Annotated in this window: 14 protein-coding genes; 6 read left to right on the forward strand and 8 right to left on the reverse strand. The window is 40.6% G+C overall.

Annotated elements, in window-relative coordinates:
• Window positions 1–276 precede the first annotated feature (276 nt).
• The 3 genes from AAG747_RS12840 to AAG747_RS12850 all read right to left on the reverse strand — a co-directional run bounded on the left by AAG747_RS12840 (window position 277) and on the right by AAG747_RS12850 (window position 3840).
• Entirely contained in the window at window positions 277–2016 is a 1740-nt protein-coding gene (locus AAG747_RS12840) for an AMP-binding protein (RefSeq protein ID WP_430300604.1), read from the reverse strand.
• A gap of 267 nt (window positions 2017–2283) precedes the next feature.
• Window positions 2284–3141, reverse strand: coding sequence for an SIR2 family NAD-dependent protein deacylase (locus AAG747_RS12845; protein WP_346821576.1), 858 nt, complete (start codon window positions 3139–3141; stop codon window positions 2284–2286).
• A gap of 51 nt (window positions 3142–3192) precedes the next feature.
• Window positions 3193–3840 (reverse strand): DUF2310 family Zn-ribbon-containing protein, encoded by a 648-nt coding sequence (locus tag AAG747_RS12850; protein WP_346821577.1) that lies wholly within the window; start codon window positions 3838–3840, stop codon window positions 3193–3195.
• 812 nt (window positions 3841–4652) lie between these two features.
• Here AAG747_RS12850 and AAG747_RS12855 point away from each other — a divergent pair.
• Together AAG747_RS12855 and AAG747_RS12860 are read left to right on the forward strand one after the other, a co-directional pair.
• Window positions 4653–4796: a hypothetical protein gene (locus AAG747_RS12855; protein ID WP_346821578.1), complete on the forward strand. Its 144-nt coding sequence runs from the start codon at window positions 4653–4655 to the stop codon at window positions 4794–4796.
• A gap of 426 nt (window positions 4797–5222) precedes the next feature.
• Window positions 5223–5918 (forward strand): aspartate/glutamate racemase family protein, encoded by a 696-nt coding sequence (locus AAG747_RS12860; RefSeq protein WP_346821579.1) that lies wholly within the window; start codon window positions 5223–5225, stop codon window positions 5916–5918.
• A 450-nt stretch (window positions 5919–6368) separates the two neighbouring features.
• Here AAG747_RS12860 and AAG747_RS12865 read toward each other — a convergent pair whose 3' ends face one another.
• The 3 genes from AAG747_RS12865 to AAG747_RS12875 form a co-directional block, all read right to left on the reverse strand.
• Complete coding sequence (locus tag AAG747_RS12865) at window positions 6369–7391, reverse strand: endonuclease/exonuclease/phosphatase family protein (protein ID WP_346821580.1); 1023 nt, start codon at window positions 7389–7391, stop codon at window positions 6369–6371.
• A 127-nt stretch (window positions 7392–7518) separates the two neighbouring features.
• On the reverse strand, window positions 7519–8268 hold the full coding sequence (locus AAG747_RS12870; RefSeq protein ID WP_346821581.1) for a hypothetical protein: 750 nt from the start codon (window positions 8266–8268) through the stop codon (window positions 7519–7521).
• 314 nt (window positions 8269–8582) lie between these two features.
• Window positions 8583–9044, reverse strand: a complete 462-nt coding sequence (locus AAG747_RS12875; protein ID WP_346821582.1) for a nucleoside deaminase — start codon at window positions 9042–9044, stop codon at window positions 8583–8585.
• 316 nt (window positions 9045–9360) lie between these two features.
• On the opposite strand from AAG747_RS12875, the gene AAG747_RS12880 reads away from it, so the two are divergent.
• From AAG747_RS12880 to AAG747_RS12890, 3 genes are all read left to right on the forward strand, one after another.
• Window positions 9361–9942, forward strand: coding sequence for a Crp/Fnr family transcriptional regulator (locus tag AAG747_RS12880; protein WP_346821583.1), 582 nt, complete (start codon window positions 9361–9363; stop codon window positions 9940–9942).
• Between the two features lie 57 nt (window positions 9943–9999).
• Window positions 10000–10338, forward strand: a complete 339-nt coding sequence (locus AAG747_RS12885; protein ID WP_346821584.1) for a hypothetical protein — start codon at window positions 10000–10002, stop codon at window positions 10336–10338.
• A gap of 172 nt (window positions 10339–10510) precedes the next feature.
• Entirely contained in the window at window positions 10511–11089 is a 579-nt protein-coding gene (locus AAG747_RS12890) for an NAD(P)H-dependent oxidoreductase (protein WP_346821585.1), read from the forward strand.
• Between the two features lie 227 nt (window positions 11090–11316).
• On the opposite strand, the gene AAG747_RS12895 is transcribed toward AAG747_RS12890, so the two are convergent.
• Both AAG747_RS12895 and AAG747_RS12900 read right to left on the reverse strand, forming a co-directional pair.
• On the reverse strand, window positions 11317–12240 hold the full coding sequence (locus AAG747_RS12895) for a pyridoxamine 5'-phosphate oxidase family protein (protein ID WP_346821586.1): 924 nt from the start codon (window positions 12238–12240) through the stop codon (window positions 11317–11319).
• A gap of 189 nt (window positions 12241–12429) precedes the next feature.
• Complete coding sequence (locus AAG747_RS12900) at window positions 12430–12993, reverse strand: TetR/AcrR family transcriptional regulator (RefSeq protein ID WP_346821587.1); 564 nt, start codon at window positions 12991–12993, stop codon at window positions 12430–12432.
• A gap of 793 nt (window positions 12994–13786) precedes the next feature.
• Here AAG747_RS12900 and AAG747_RS12905 point away from each other — a divergent pair.
• Window positions 13787–17746, forward strand: coding sequence for a DUF3859 domain-containing protein (locus AAG747_RS12905; RefSeq protein WP_346821588.1), 3960 nt, complete (start codon window positions 13787–13789; stop codon window positions 17744–17746).
• The last annotated feature ends 318 nt before the right edge of the window (window positions 17747–18064 follow it).

Below are 18064 nucleotides of genomic sequence, written 5' to 3' on the forward strand. Positions count from 1 at the left end.
GGAAATTTCAGACATTGATTTCTGCGAAATTTGCTAGAATAATGGTTTGTTTATTTCTAGGAATTGCTCTATAAGAAATCATTCGTGATATCCTTTATTAGTTTTCCATTAAAAGTAACCCATCTGAGAAGATCTCCAAAAATCATCTGTTTTTCAAAGCTACCAGAGGAAAAAGGAAGTAATAACGGACAAGAGACATTGATGAACCGGGCAAAAAAGGAAAGCGGATTCGGACGGAGAAGCCCGTCCTAATCCGCTTTCCTTTTCGTAGAGCATTTATGTTGAACGGGGCGGCTCTTCTTTCAGTAGCCTGCGAAGGATCTTTCCTACATTCGATTTCGGCAATTCTTCTCTAAATTCTATATGCCTGGGGACTTTATAAGCCGTAAGGTTTTCCCTACAATAGGCGAGCAACTCCTCTTTGGTTAAAGACGGATCTTTCTTCACTACAAAAATTTTAACTACCTCAATGGACCTATCGTCCGGTACCCCCACAGCACCCACTTCCAGTACTTTTTCATGTCCGGAGACCACCTCCTCAATTTCATTAGGATATACATTGAACCCGGACACAAGGATCATTTCTTTTTTACGGTCCACAATCCTGAGAAACCCATCCTTGTCCATGACGCCAATATCTCCGGTCTTGAACCATCCCTCTTTGGTAAATACCTTTTCGGTCTCCTCCGGCCGGTTCCAATAGCCTTTCATTACCTGAGGCCCTTTCACATAAATCTCCCCGGGTATCTCTGCAGGCACTTCTTCTCCCTCATCATTGGCAATCATAATTTGAGTGCTGGGTATTGGCAAGCCCACCGTTCCAATTCTCTCTTGCCCTGTCAGAGGAATATTAGACGTCAGCACGGGGGAAGTTTCCGTCAAGCCGTAGCCCTCTGCTATGGGAACTCCGGTTTTGTTTTTCCAACGTTTGGCTACATCCATTTGCAAAGCCATTCCCCCGGCACAAGCAACTTTTAAATGAGAAAAATCCACCCGGTCAAAGTTCGGATGATTCATCATACTGTTGTACAATGTGTTGATACCGGCCATAACAGAAAAAGGATATTTTTCCAATTCTTTGATAAAGCCTTTTATATCGCGCGGATTCGTAATCAATACATTTCTAGCCCCCAACTTGATTACTGTGAAACAACTAACCGACAGGGCATATATATGATAGAGCGGCAAAGGAGTAATCACAATTTCCTCCCCTTTTATCAAACGTACTGACAACCAAGTGGAAAGTTGCTCTACATTGGCTACCAAATTGGTATGAGACAATTCAGCTCCCTTGGATACCCCCGTAGTCCCTCCGGTATACTGAAGAAAAGCGGTATCCTGGCCTTTGACCGCCACTCGTTGGAACCGTTTTCGACTGCCTCTTTTTAAAGCCTCACGAAACGATACAGCTGAAGGAAGCCGGTAAGCAGGCACCATTTTTTTGATGTACTTCACCACTCCATTCACGATCAACTTCTTCAAACCGCCCAACTGATCCCCTATTTCGGTAATAACAATATGTTTGATAGACGTTTCCGTTACAATTTTCTCCAGGTTATACGCAAAATTAGCCAGGATCACGATGGCTTCCACTCCGGAATCTACAAATTGATGTTTCATTTCGCGTGCGGTATACAAGGGATTTGTATTTACGACAATCAAACCTGCCCGCAAAGCTCCAAGCATGGCAATGGGATATTGCAATACGTTCGGCATTTGTATGGCGATACGGGTTCCGGCTTTTAAGCCCAAGTCTTGTTGCAGGTAGGTGGCAAAGTTTTGAGAAAGCTGGTCCAGGGCCTTATAAGAGATCGAAGTGCCCATACAATCAAAGGCCGGTAATGGGCCGTAGTCTTGAAAGGCTTGCTCTATCAAATCGACCAAGGATTCATATTGATGAGCATTTATTTCATGCGGTATTCCTTCTGGATAGTGTTTCTTTTGAGAATTTGATTGGACTTCCATTGTAAAATCATGTGCGGTTTTTTGAATAAATTGTAGTGAGCCTCTTTTCATGAGGATATTTGGAGTTAGTCGCAGGTAGGTATTATAGACCTTCCCGGTTAGTGAAGATAAGAAATGATACGAAACGATGCTTAAAATTTGAGAATGTTCTATCTCATAACGTTTGTTAATTCCCTTTTTTTTCAAGCGATAATCGAGGAAAAATTCTATAAAACATACAGATCTGATCAGGTACACCAGCCTCTCTTTTGTATTCGCAAAATCCAATACGGTCACCAAACGAAGTGCTTTGAGGGCTTTATGTTTATAATGCCTTCTTTAGATTGATTCTTCGAATGGTTGCCAACCTCTCAATTTCCGTATCTCGTCTACCAGTTGGGGAAGCAGTTCACTGCTTTTTCCTCTCAGGAGAAATCCTGTTCTACTGTCTCTTATCTCTTCACTAAATAAATTATCTTCAAGGTTTATATCCACTACAATACCTTGCTTAAACCTAACGGTATCAAAAATTTGATTGGGTAAATTTGTTGTTCCCATCGTCCCCACAATCAAGAGGAGCCCCGTCTTACCAGCTATTTTAAGGGCCGATTCCGATCTATAATACCTTTCGTTGTAGAACTCATCAAACCATAACACATTTGGTCTGCATATCGCATCACATTCAGGACATCTTAACAACTCCCATTCCGCACCTGTGAGGCCTTCTCCTTGTTTCTTTTCGCCTATTTCTTGGGGAAATTCATATAATGTCCGAGTACAATTTAAACTACATCGAATATGGTCAATATCTCCATGAATCTGATAAGTTCTATGATCACTGTTGCCTGCTTTTAAATGGAGACCGTCTACATTTTGAGTGATCAAAGTGAACCTATCCCGAAAAATATTTTCCAGTTTTGCTATAGAAGTATGTCCCAAGTTAGGTTGAGCTCTTTTACAAATAGTTCTACGGTACAAAGCAAACTTCCATACTTCCTCCGGTTTTTTTTGAAAAAAACGCAAGGTTCCAATTTCTTCCGGTTTATAGTTTCGGGACCCTTTTGTCCAATACCCTTCCACTCCTCTATAAGTAGGGATACCACTTTCAGCCGATACCCCAGCACCTGTCAGTACCATTAATTGCCTATCTCCTTGTAGAAATTTCTCTAATAAGTATGTAAGTTCTTTTGATAGCATTTTGATTACTTAAAATATGATATGATCTATATTATACAACCCTCAGTACTTTTAATCAAAAATCGAATTACAATCCTTACATATCTTACTTGGCCTTAACAACCCTGAGTCTGAGCCTTGGCTACCACATATCGGACAAGAATGATTTTCACCCGGTTCTTCAACAAAGAAATTAAAATACACAGGAGCCTCTAAGTATTCAGCAAGTTGTTTTCTAATTCGTTCTCCTTCAATATTGAGCTTTCCATTTTTATAGTTCGTCAACTCACCCAAGGCATCTTTTCCAAAAAAACCACTTGCCAACCAGTTAAGATAAAACCGTTGATGATAATTTTGCCACTCTTCTATAGTAATGTCAAGAGGAATTCTCGAATAGGGAATTTGCTTTAAACAAGTTCCACAAATAAGTTCTTCATCAAAGGAGGAGATAGAGAGTCCTCGAAGGATATAAAATTCAGAAGCTTTACATTGACAGTTTTCAATATTGTCTAACTCAATAATCACATCTAACTCTTCTGTGGTAATGGGATTGGTCACAAGTTGATTTTTAAATTTTACAGACCAATATTCTTGTACTTTTGAGCTTGAAAGCCAATTAATGAAAGAATTTCTATCTCTAAAAATCACAATGAGTTCTAATGAATCATTTTTACGTCTTAGTTCTCGAGGTTCTAAATAAATAAGATGCTGTTGGTACAACGTACCTGAGAGACTAATGAAATCTTCTCCAGAATTATTCTTTCAGCTAGAAGTAATTCGATTTTTGCCGCTATTGGTTTCTCTTTTTTCATGAATTAAGATGCATACCTCTGATAAATATTTTTTCTATTTCTCAAAGGTTAATATCTTGATAAGAATATTTACAAAGAGAAATATACATAATTCTTCTATGAAAATGAATGAGACTACTCTGTAACCCGCCCTGAAATAGGTTGATAAGTTTACCTTACTAAGGCTATCTAAGGATAGTCATTCTTATGTATCTGATTAGGGATTTCCATACAGTATCTGTTTTTTAATGCATTAAATTTTGATGGGTTTACTATTTTAATAGGAGTAACACGAGACACAATCTTAAAAGAACAAAATTCCTCCTTGAGGATAGAAACTATTAATCAATAATCTTTTATAGTCATTGAGAAGTTAGCCCCGTAACTTAGGTTAAAAGTTGACATAAATTTTAAGCCCACAAATTTTTGTGGGCTTTATTATATTCCCCCTCTTCTACAAAGACCATCAAAATAGGGGCACAACAGCATCATTTTCGATTATATCGGCAAACCCATTGCCGCCTATAACGGGGAGGTGGAATACGATATTTACGGCAGGCAATATCCGCAGCTAAACCAAAGGGAAGTAACATTTTATTCCTTTCCGGAACCAGGGGCAAATCATTATCATAATGGAAGAAAATATAACTACTTTTAGCACCCAGCAAAATCACCCAACATGCGCATCGCGATTTTGCAGACCTTCATGGAAAACTATTACTCCCGTTTAAACTGGTGGATTTGTATCAACAAGAGACTGGGAAAAAAATGGATTTGATTGTACAATTCGGGGATTTAGGAGCCTATCCCGGTTTTTTACCTAAAGGCGATAGTAGTACAGAATCGAATGAAAATGATGGTACTTTAGGACGTTTACTAGCTTAAAAAAGGATTTAGTAGAAATACACAATCATCCCAAACAGTTGATTTGTAAAAACTATCCAGAAACAGAAAAAAAATTATAGGCAAAAGAATTGACGTTTCCCCAAAAACAGGCAAAGTTTATTCCATAAAAAAGCAAATAAAGAGCTAAGGACATGTTTAAAACTCTTTGTGGGAGATGCTCCTTCGAGAGGCTGCTTCTTAGGTGGTGAAAATTTTCAGTTTAGGGTTCTCAGCATAGTAGTTTTGATGGTTTTTCGAAACTATCACTAAAGGAAAGAAATAACAATCGATGCGGAAAAGAATAAGCTAAGCATTACTTTTATAAATGATTTCATTTCTAGCTCATAGTGGGGAAAGGGTTGAACCATTGTACAAAAAAGTAGTAACATTGAAAACATTTTAACAACTTTAGAGGAAGATATACAAATGAAAAAAATAGGATTAGTGGGTGGAATTAGTTGGACATCCACCATCGATTATTACAAATACATTAATGAAGGGGTCAATCAAGCATTAGGAGGGTTACAATCCGCCGAAATTGTTCTTTATTCCCTGAATTTTGCGGATATCCAGAATAAAGGTTGGGAAAACTCTTTTGAGTTACTTTTAAATGCCTGTGAAGAGTTGAAAAAAAGCAAGGTAGACGGAATTGCATTATGTGCCAATACAGCTCATTTATTTGCGGATGAAATTCAGAAAAGAATTGATATCCCGTTGATAGATATTATTACAGCAACAGCACAGGGGATTAACTCGAAAAAAATAAATAAAATAGGGTTACTGGGCACAAAGTTTACGATGGAAATGGGCTTTTATCGAAAGAAGTTTAGCGAATATCAAATAGAAATATTGACTCCTGAAAAGCTTACCAATATTAACCGTATTCATTATCTTGTAAAAGAAGAGTTAGGAAAAGGTATTATCAAGGAAAGTTCGAAGAAGGAATTCATTCAATATTCTGAAAACCTTATTCAAAAAGGAGCACAAGGTATTGTTCTGGGTTGTACCGAAATACCTCTTTTAGTTAACGAAAGTGATTTTAACTCAATCCCTATTTTTGACACCACCAAAATTCATGTGCAAGCTATTTTAGATTTTATATTGGATAAACCTGGAGCTTAATAAAAACCTCCTGTGCTAGTGAACAAATAGTCAAAATAAAAAACATCAACTTGAAATTCAACAAATTAGAAAACGAACAAAAATTCACTAAACCAAGTTGATAGTCGCTATAAGTTGACTAGCACAACGGGTTATCTCCACTATATTTCTTTACAAACTTGAAATATATTGCCTGATTGTTTGGCAAACTCTGATAACCCTAACTTGGGTTTGAAGATTTTTTCTTCCGTATATTTGCTTTCGTAGAAAGGACGAATATTTGGGCTTTCAATCACCCATTCGCCATTTCACTCATTCACAATCTCACTCAATGAATTGTCCATTACTGAATGAGTGAGGAAATGATATAGTGAGATGATGACAACTATAACTTTTCGTAGAAAGGGCGAATATTTGGACTTTCAATCACCCATTCACCATTTCACTCATTCACCATTTTAAAATAAATCGCTACCGCACAAAGATAGTTTTTATCAGCCCATGATCCGTGGTATATTTTGCATTATCACCAATATGATCGTTCCAGACTTTCAATTCTTTGAACGACCATAATTTTTTGCGGGAATAAGGATAAAATTGTTCGCTGAATAAGATATGGTCCAAGGTGTCTTTCATCCCATCGTGTTCGTGTGTATAGGTACTATCACTGATAGACCTGAAATTCTGCATGATGGCACTTGAGTACAAGCCTTTGTCGTTGGAGCTTGCCACATGGCTCGCATCGTACAAGCGGTAACTTGCCTGAGCAGTGACAATAGACAATGCATTACTGGTCACATTGTCATTAAAATCACCAAGCGCCACCGCAGGAATATCATTTCCCTTTAAGGTATTGGTTAAAATCATTCTTAAGGCAGTGGCCTCCGATACTCTTCTGATGGTAGACAATGCATCTCCCAAGGCCTGAGAGTGCCGATTGGTTTGTTGGTTTTGGCCTTCTTTGCGGTCCAGCCGGGTGGGAAGTTTGGATTTAAGATGTGTAACAAACACCTCCATACCGGGCTCCTCAGGAAAATCAGGATGTTGTACCGACAATTGTAAAATAGAACGTGAAAATTTGTTGATGACCACTTCAATATCGTCATCCTCATCTTCCACCGGGCTACTGCTATGATCCACTTCTCTTTTTATCAAGCGGAACCCCTCCGGAAAATTTTTATGTACGGCAGTCCGGGAAACGGCCAAGGGTTTCCTTACAGCCGCTGCCACTGCGATATCGTACCATGTGTCTTTGATAAAAAACAGGTTGTAAGCGTCTTGCAAGCCGGCCTTTTCAAAAGCCTCCACCAAACATTCCTTTGACCACAACTCTTGAAAAGCGATGATATCCGCATCCAATACATTGAGCATTTGTCCGGTCCATGCGATCTTTTCGGCATACTCCGCCTGAGTATAACGTTTGTCTCTCCAGGGTGTATCCGGTAACTGAAGGTTGTACAAATTGAAGCTTGCAAACGATAATATGCGTGCCATAAGCATTATAGTTTACGTAAAAACACCTATTTTGCAAGCTCAAGTACGTGAAACTTTTATGGATTTCAAAATGCAGCTTTTATTTCCTCATTGCAGTCCGAACACCCGTATTGGAGGACATTATTCGCTATGGTGATGGAAAGCTTGATTTGACATACCAATATTTTTTAACCCACTCTTCCTTTTCAAACTCTTTTTCGTACACTTTGATAATGAGAGTATCATTGTCAGCCCACCTAATTTCTTCCACCGCCCAATCCGTAGAGGGGTAACTGCTATATTCCGTTAAATATTTCTGCGGATGGTTTTTATTCGACTCGTCCACCTTGATGACACCCATAAAGCATTCCTTCTGCTCATACATATAGTTGTAGTAATAGACTAAAAAGTCATTTCCCGGGGAGGATATTGGAAGCTCCACAGCTCCATCTCCAATGGAAATGATTTCATATTGGTTATTTGTAAGACTATCGACCATCACTAATTGACCGAAACCCAAACTTTCGGAAGTAAAGTAATGGATCACCACATACATACTACTTTCCGGATAGTACCCCACAAATTCACTCCCGCGATGACCTTCCGCTGTTGCATCGTAATGATAGTTCTCAAATTTAATTTTATCGCCTTTGGTTTTTATAAAAAAATGCGACTCCGTAAGTTCGACTTCGGGTAGCTTGCTTTTTACAGCGGGTTTTGCCTGATCGAATTCCGCTTTGGTGGCATCCGTAAATTCCATTGTTGGCAATGCCTCATAACGATCCATATAACCGACTTCATGATATGTTTTTTTACTTTCTTGTCCATAGGCCATTAAAGACAGGAACAAGGTGATGAATAAGCATATTCCTTTCATACGTAATCTCGATCTTTTCATGTTTGAAACTTCCCCTGTACGGTTATGATTTCATATACCGTTTGATTTTTTATACATTTAAACGCATCCCGCGTACTATTGGCTAAAGGTAGTGATTAAATATTCAATTACCGGTCCCTTTTTGTACTGAGAAAGTGATTAAACTTCTAAACGCATGTTACACTTATAAGAGATTGGATCAACCGGATCATAGGAATAACGGTTGGGAGCCATTGATGTACCGGGCAAGATCCATCCTTCACACAAGCCGTGCAAAGGCGACCAGGGCGTAAATATGCATGACGTACAGATAATACGCCATGCATATTTACCCTTTACTTTTGCTGCCTTTCAAACTGCCTGGAAAGGTGCTGACATTCCTCCTCTAATACCCCTCTTGTAACTTCAGGCTTCTTCCCCCATTTGGGAATATTCTCCGTACTCAGGATTTTAAATTCGGAAGAATACCCTCCTACGTCTTTGACCGACACTCCATAAATGACTTGAGGAAGCCGATGATGCCGGATTAAATAAGAACACATGATACAAGGCTCATGGGTGGTATAAAGTATGCTTTGCGAAAGCTTGTCGGCATGCCCCTGTTGAATGGCATCACGAACGGCCTCTATTTCGGCATGGTTCGTAATATCACGGGTAGTTTTTCCCGATTCAATGCCTTTGCCTATTACTTCGTCGCCATAAACGATCACGGCCCCGACAGGCGGATTCCCGTTTGCAAGAGCTTCTTTGCCCAGCGCTACGGCCATTTTCATAAAGTTGGTATGTGAGTCTGACATAGTTTACCGGTTTATTATTAAATAAGTTTAAGACTGTGATCAGCCAATGGGCTTCCATCAAAGGCCCCGGTTCATCGTTTACATGGTTTTGTTTCACAAGTTCCCATGCGGCAACCACCATGCCCGATGCCCCGGCCAGTTCCAATTTGCCCCCGCCTCATCTTCAAATAAAGATACTTTTGGCTAATATTACTTGTAATACGCTCTTAAAAGTTCCAAAACGTTTGAGATAAATCTGTAATCACTAATGGCTTAGTGGTTGAAGGGGGTTTAAACTATATTTGTATTCGCTAGAACTTGTAACCAAGTTAGAAAAATGGATACTGAAAAAATCTTAAATAAAATTGGGGAAATGTATTCTCCCTTATCCCTTGCATGTCAACAAGAATTCATGGCCAATTCTGAGATTCTCACACATAAGAGGGGCGAAATTGTTGTGCGTGAAGGGCATTATTCTCATAAAGCATATTTAATTGTACAAGGCTGTGCAAGAGCCTATTATTTGAAAGACGGAAAAGATATTTCCGATTGGTTTGCTTTTGAAAATGAGTTTATGGCTTCCATTGTCAGCTTTTTTAGCGAAGACCCTAGCCCCCACTATGTCGAATTTGTTGAGGAGTCAACCGTCATTGAGTTTTCAAGGGATACCGTTAACAGCCTTTCCGACAAATACCATGATTTCGAACGCCTCATCAGTAAAGTTGTAACGGCCACCATGTTGGGGCTCCGGGAAAGATTATCCTCAATACTATTCAACAAAGCGGAAGACAGGTACGAGCAATTGATAAGTATTCGCCCTGATATAACCAACAGGGTTCCCCTAACACATCTTGCTTCTTATTTAGGCATTACGCTTGAGACATTAAGCAGAATCAGAAACCCCAAAAACCGAATTTGATTTATATCAAATGAATACTCTTCCATTAAGGTGACTTTTGTCAAAAAGCATAAAAAAATGGAAGAACAAAACCAGCAAAAAAAATCAATCTGGGGAAATTGGTGGGAACCTCTTAGAAAATGGGTGTATCCGGCTTGGCTTATGTATGAAACTTCAATCCGTTTTTATCATTACGCTCAAGGTGTTCATACTTATTTTGAAAAGCATCAGGAGGGCCTGGCATCATATATTGGAGAAATTGGCACGCTAACCTTAGACCTTATATGTAGTGTTGCCACTTTTGCCGGTTGCACTGTCTTTTTAACAATGCCTGCTTGTTTTCTTTTATACAAATTCTTCAAAGAAGATAATTTCATCAACACGAGATTTGAAGAAAAAATAAAAATATTGTTTTGAATTTCTCTCCGCTCAACGATTCGTACCTTCAACGAAATCCCTCGTGAAGTTGCACTCCCGGGCTTCGTCCTCACATTGTATAACAGGGCTTTCACTGCACTCTGAAGAAACCGAATTTGATTTATATCAAATGAGATCCCATCTGGGAGATTGATTTTTGTAAAAAAAACAGATGAAAAAAATACTAATTATTAACGGGCACCCCGATAAGGAAAGTTTCAATTTTGGTATCAGTGAAGCCTATAAAAACGGTGCGGAAGAAGCAGGCGCAGAAGTTAAAGAAATACTTATTCGAGAGCTGATGTTCAACCCGAACCTTCAATTCGGATACAGACAGCGAACCGAACTAGAACCAGACTTATTAGAAGCACAAGACAAACTAAAATGGGCGGACCATTTAGTCTGGGTATACCCTGTTTGGTGGGGCTCCGTACCTGCAATAATGAAAGGTTTTTTAGACAGGGTTTTACTTCCGGGGTTTGCTTTTAACAAAAGAAAAGAGTCGTTGTGGTGGGATAAACTTTTTAATGGCAAAACGGCAAGAATAATTTGCACATTAGACCAACCCTCCTGGTATTACAGATGGATTTACGGAAGACCAAGCCATAATGCCATGAAAAAATTAACGATGAACTTTATCGGGGTAAAAAAAGTGCGAATCACCACCATCGGGCCTATAAGGTTATCTAAAGAAACGTTTAGAGCAAAATGGTTAAAAAAAGTCGAAAAACTGGGACAAATGAACAAGTAATAACTCGCGGCAAGCATGCATAAAAACACAGGGCGTTTGGATGAAGTACCAAACGCCTTTACTCTTTTCAAAATCCGTTAAATAAGATAATATTTTTAATCGAAGAAAGGACGTAAATAGAGAATGACACGAACCATCCACTGAGGAAATTGTAAAACATTTATGAATACAAAAAGCAGATGTTACTGCTCTCCTGCACTATTTTTTCTGCCATGAAATCTACAAAATTATGATGCCGGATTAAAAGGCGAATAACTCATAAACTCCCAATGTACAGTATGATGATCGTGGGTAATCACCCAGTCAGAAACGGTGAAGAGCCAATAGCGCCCTGTGCCCCCGGTTTTGCTCAAATCGTCAGCACTGTTTTGGTCGAAAAAGACCTCGGCTTTTCCGGTCAATTGAAGTGTTTTTTGTTGCTCAAAATCGATGAAAAGCAGGCCCGCATTCGGATTCTGAACCATATTTCCCAAGGTGTTGTACATACTATTGCCTCGATAATCCGGTATTTTGAGAGTCTGCCCATCCAGAACTTCCACAAAACCGGGCTGCCCCCCGCGGTGCGAAGCATCTAAGCGCTGGTCTTTGCTTTGGCTGCCTACAAACAGGGTATCCGAGGAGGCAATCCACGCAGAAATAGCCGCTGTGAATGTTGTACCGAAGTCTTTGCCGGCCACTGTTTTCTGAAACTTTTCAGGAGTGGAAACCACTCTTTGTTGAATGTATTTCGGGCAATTCGGATAGGCTTCCCAGATGTCCACATCAATTTTATCAAGATCCGTACGGGCCCGGCCATTTACCCGGAATCTTCTTCGGGTGCTTAATTCAATGAATAGCGAACCTAAAAACGGTTGGCTCTCAATATTGTCAAAGAATACATCATTGGGATCGCTGTAAATCATATTTCGATCAAAGGATATCCTGTTTGGGGAGGGTACGGATACAAAGCCAAGGTCTCCGATCAGTAAGGAAGTCCAGAGTTTGCCTTGTTGGTCTGCAGAGCTTACAATGGCCATGGGTTGTTTCTCAATGAAATTAATGGCGCCCTTGATGATGCTGTCGGTAACAATCCTGCCGTTGGAGTTGGCCTGGATTTCTTCCCCGGCTTTTCTTTGGACTTCCTTTTCTCCTTCGTGATATATATTTTCCATAGGCGAGTGAAGTTTAGAAGGGCTGCCAAGGCATTGAATACGCGTCCCAAAGCTTCTTCGGAACCTGCTTTGGGTTCTGACAGAACTACAATTGCTGTTTTACTCATTGTTTTGATATGTTATAGGGTTAAAGAATTTCTTTTTTGATTTTTTACCGAACGTTCAGTAAAATATAAAGGCAAATTTTTTTTAAGTATCCCTGTACATTTTTTCAATATCCTTCAAGGCTTCGTCAAAAAAACTATAGTCTTCCAAGGTTTTACAAACCACCAAGCTCCCTTGTACCTTCACCAGCGTTTGTACGGCCTTCTTTTTTGACAGTTCCTCACTCATTCCCATGTTTTTCCCTAATATGCCAAAAGCATGGATCCAGGCCTGCATAGCCTCTTGCAGTTGCAGTTTGAATAAGTCCAAGCCGCTGTCCATGGACAAAGCCCTGAGGATACAAGTCAACTTACCGGAATCATAGAGCAGGTTGATGTTTTTCAAGGCTTCACGCAAGCGCTCTTCCGGTTCCCTTTCCTGATGAGTAAGAATATTTACGATATGCTTTTCAAGCCATTGATTGACAAATTGTAAGACGGCCAAGGTGATATCTTTTTTGCCCCCGGGATAGCGGTGATACAAGCTTGCCTTTTGCAGACCTGATGCACTGGCCAATTCATTTAAACTGGCGCCATCATAGCCTTTGGAGCGAAGCACGGACATCAGTCCGGAGAGCAATTTCTGATCATCTACTTTTTGTGGTCTCATGCTACAAATATAAAGAGTAATTTTAAATAACCAAACGTTCGGTAAAATAATAAAGAATAACACCGATAGAATGGGACCATTGCCAGCAATCTTTGGGGCATTGAAAGGATAATGAAAGCAAAAACTGTATTTACAAGCCTCCGTTGAAAAGGTACCAAAATCCGTACAAATCAATTTTTTCAGGAAATTGCCCGACAACGACCAAGGGAATACAGCACTTTTTGACTCGAACAGACTGCACATTCGCTAGTACGTTAGCGCCTACTAAAGGGAAGATGTCTACATTGCCAGCCCGTTTCTTTTTGAGGGTATTAGGACTTACAATTCAAGAAATAGACAGAAGAGAACTCGGTATACCGGGTGAAAAACAAGTGGATATCTCATTTTCTTAGAATTGAATTCTTCTCCTTTATTTTCTTCAAGAGAAAACAAGAAAACCGAATGGAGACTCACCGTTTGTTAGCCGGAATTGTAACTTAAACAGATAAAAGAAGTATTTACCCTCCTTCCGGTTTCAAGTCAAAAACCTGCCAGACCGGGTATGAAAAAATTAATTTATCCATAAATCTGCTATTTACATTGTCAATGATTGTTCTTAGTTTTGTCCCCTATTCTCTTTTAAGGTTATATGAAATCTCCCTTGATTTTTTATGAGAATATGAATTTTAAAGAATTCATGGAAAACCATTCAACAGGTACTTATTCTTTCTGGCAAAGATAAAGGAAGACATACTCACAGGAAATTTCAACCAATACAATTACCGTTTAAAAAACTAATTATCAATCATTATCAATGAGACTAGAAGAAGCAGAACCACTATATGTCATCAGTTATACGCCTGATGATGTGACTTCCATGCGTGAAGCAATAGGACAGTATAGCGAACTCATCAGATCCGGTGAAGGCTTTCAGGATCGCTACTGTGTCGTACAGTTTGAGCCGACTGCGGCCGTTCCGTTGAGTGATTTTGAGCAACATCCCAACTTACAGCGATACCTGACCGGTGGATTAACCCACTTTGATAAGAAGGATGACAACAAAGAAGATCTGACAGAAGCGGTTCTGACAGAAACGCTTTTCTTTTTATGTGCAGCCAAGTATCCCGAGCTGGAAGCCGATATCAAAGCCGCCTGTGAGAGCATTGTCTATTTTGCCCGCAGCACTAATGACTCGTCAGAAATGTGGATCACTTCCGAAGAGCCTTTTGGGCTTAGCCCGCTTGAGATTCTGGCAACGATCAACCCGAAATACGGCTACCTGTTGGCGGGTTTCTTTGTGCCCTATTGGGATGACGAACACATGCCTCAGTCGCTTGAACGATTGGGAATCTGGTCGGATAAAATTGGGATCACCCCTGATACCTTAAAGGCATTCTGCTTTTGCGATAACAGCAGCGCCCGGGAACAAATGCTAGGCTACAGCACTTTTGATGGTGGGATGTATGAAGAAGACGAGAAGATCGAAAGTAAGTTTGACCTGATTGAGCATTTCAGAAATAAGCCTGAAGATTTCCAGCTTTTCAAAGACCTGTTGGTGGCCCGCTTTGAGGAGCAGCCTTTTCTTCACTATACCGATGATGAAAGGGACTTTAATGCCAACCCGGTCAAGTCGATGGTGTTGGACATTATGATGTTGCATTATCCTTATGACACCTGGGACGATGATTTTGATATTGATGAATACCTCACCCAGACATTTATCAAGGCACCTGCGGAAGAGGAAATAGCTGATATCAAAGCCTATGTGGAGGAAAAGCTGGGCAGACCGATCGTCTCTCGTTCATATCCTACAGCCAAAAAACCTACTCCTTTTACAGATCCACAAGAAGTAAAAGATCCCTTTGAAAACTGGCAGGTTTTTATCACAGAAGCCATCAAAAACGGAGAAGAGGTCTGGGCTTATATAGAACAAGGCACGAACAGAGAGATACTGGACTCCTTAGAAAAAACGGATATCTATATCTTGTCCAAGAAAGGCAAGTTCAAGCTGTATAAAGAGCTGAACAAACATGCCTATTCTATGGAAATTGTTTGGGAAGACCTGGACGATATTTTGACACCGCTGTTTGATGCATTTTTAGAAGATGAGGGTGCCACTGAAGAACAGCAAAAAACATTTTTACTCCGGTTTTTAGATGTAGTTTTTCGTCTAAACGGGAGGGACCCTTTTGCAAGCAGTGCAGAAGCCTTGATTGTGGATAGCTATGAACTGTGTGAGGAGGAAACCTTCGAAAAGCGTTTTTCGGCACATTGGTTTGCCCAACTGAAAGCCAACATACGAAAGTTTAGCGGGCATTCCGAAGAGGTAATGCAGTCAGACATAAAGGCTTGTTGGGAAGCGATCCATACGAACAGGGAGGAAGCCTGTGAGCAATTACCTGCAACTCTCTTTTCCTTAGAAGTAACTGATACACAGGAAGAGGAGGATATCGAAGATAATTACAGTACTGCCGAACTGCTTGTGGTAGCGGTTTACATCGTGAGTCAGGATAGTAAAGACGGTCGTAACGATGCACTGACAATAGCTTCCAAAGCTTATGTAGAACATCATGCCCTGGACCAACTATTGGATGATTTGAGGTCTGACACTGACTTTCCGTCCGATATAACTATCCAAACTGCAAAAACCGGAGACTATGCGTACCCTGCGCATAAAGAGCATATTGAGGAGGTTATGACGCACTACCCTGATTTTGTGGCCTTTGATCAGTTTGTCCGCCAAGGATATATGATGGATGAAGGCCAGCGTCTTTCACAACAAGCCAGCGAGAGCAAAGCACTCGCCATTTTGCAAAAGAATAGTAAATACGGAGAGGTGATCTCCGATAAACAACGAGAGGTAAAATGGCTGAGGAATTTTAGCGACAAAACGCAAAAACTGCTTTATGTGGCCCACGTAGGTGCTTCACACCCCGCACTACTTTGTTCGGATGCCTTAAAGCGACTACTGAAGCTGGCTTTTGCATTGGCTCCTGTCCGTACGACACACCTACTGGCAAAAGCATACAAAACATCATATCGCGATTCTTGGATGGACTCCCCCAAAAGTATGCTGGATGTATTGAGCAAGTTTCAAGCACAAGGGCTTTCAGACGAAGGCTATTGGGCTTTCCAGATGGAGCAATTTGCAGGGCGCGATGAAAGCTACAAGATCCCTCACTATCGGCAGCTTTTAGCCGAATGGAATGATGTACACCAACTCGCACCTTCCGGCTTCTTGCAAGAAATACACCGGAAACAGAGAAAAGCCTTGCTGGACGGGCTACAATTGCTTCCGTACAGAACCCAACTGGAAATTGTGGATGATGCCGCCTTGGCATTTCCCAACAATGACTATACAAGTATCTACAACCGTCACCTGTTTGAACTGGTTGCTCGCAAGTTGAAACCAGAGTCCGATCAGGATGAGTTATTAAAACCCAACCTGAATGATTTGCCGATCGTCTTTAAAGAACGCTTGGAATTTGAAGGCCTCTATTGCCAATTTATAAAAGGGTATGAGTGGTCAGAACACGAAGATTTGCTTCAACAAATACTACAGATCGCACCTGAAGAGTCACGTCCTCCTTTAAGCAAGGAACAAGCTTACGAACAATATACTGCTATAATAAGAAATAAATACCTGGTACTGAGTCGAAAGGATAACCAACTGGAACTCCTGTTAGGGAAAGAGGAACTGTGGCTTCTGCAAAACGGGCTCGATGCAAAAACAAAAAAAATTTTACAGGCATCACTTAATGTGATCGTTATTGATGACAGCTGCCCGCAGGAATATATTGATGATCTACTCATGTGGTCGAAGACAGATTATCGCAAAGAGTGGCGGCTCAAGGCAATCAGCTACCTGATGGGAAGTACACCACTGAGCGAAGTAGAGCATATCATACGATTCGGGATCATTCACTATCGCTTTCTCAAAGAAGACAACTTTTATGAAGTCAGTTTCGGTAGCCTGATACTGAAGCTGAGCGATGCCGTTCAGCGCTATGCACTCCGCTTTTTGGGCATGATCTCCTATCAATCTCTGAATTTGAGCATTGATCTCAAGGAGGAAGAATACGTACAGCTACTGATCGATTCCCAGGTAGACCGAAAAGCCATCTATAAAATGTTGGTATATAAAGAAAACTACCGGTTGATTCCCAAAGTAGCGTTGAAGGTAGACGTCTCTCCTTTTGTGTTAGAAGAAAAGATTGCCAATCAGATCAAAATTCTTTCTGTACTGGCGCCCTTTCCACAGTATCACCCCTTGATTATCAGCCTGGAGAATGCAAGTTCTTCCAAACTACGGGAACATGTTCAGCAGCTATTTGTACTTCACCGGATCAAAATGAAGGAAACGGTTCCATGCCATATCGTGGATTACGGAGTCTATGTAATGGGTGGACCCACTGACCCGCAAACAGGCTCTACCCGGAAAACCGCTCGTGAACCACAATGTTTGGTACAGACCTCTCAGTTTAAAGGGGAAATAGGCATGTACTTCGGATTGCGCTTTACTGCCACCCACCCGGAAACGGCCCCCAAGGTGTTGGTACACCGGGTAACGGTCAGCCATCCTCACCGGGATGCCGAAACGAAAGAGCTGACCCAATCCCAATCCCAATGGACGCAAAACGGCTACAGCCATGCCAATATCTTTTTGGGTTGGTATTTTGACCCCAACGAAGAGCTCCTTCCCGGGCATTACCAGATGGCCGCCCACGATACGGAAGGAAACCTGTTGGCCGAGAAAAGCTTTGTGGTGGAATAAGGTGTAGATGTTGAAAGGATGTTAAAGAGGTTGTCCGAAAAGTCAAAAGAGTATAAAATACTACAAAGACACAAAGGGTTGTAAATACATAATTTACAGTTAGTTATTTAAAAAAATCAGTATCATTGTACCTTTGTGGCTATATACCGGCTTTGCGGACAACCTCTTGTTTTTTTTCAAAATATAAACATGCAAACTCAAAGAATAAGATTTACCGTTTTTATCGTCCAGCCGGAGTTTGCCCATTAATTGTAGCAACTGCGAAGAAAAAAATTGAGCCTTTGTGGCTAAAAAGAGCGAAATAAATTATTCGCCCGC

Origin of the sequence: Rapidithrix thailandica (genome assembly GCF_039710355.1) — a bacterium.
Taxonomy (GTDB): Bacteria; Bacteroidota; Bacteroidia; order Cytophagales; family Flammeovirgaceae; genus Rapidithrix; species Rapidithrix thailandica.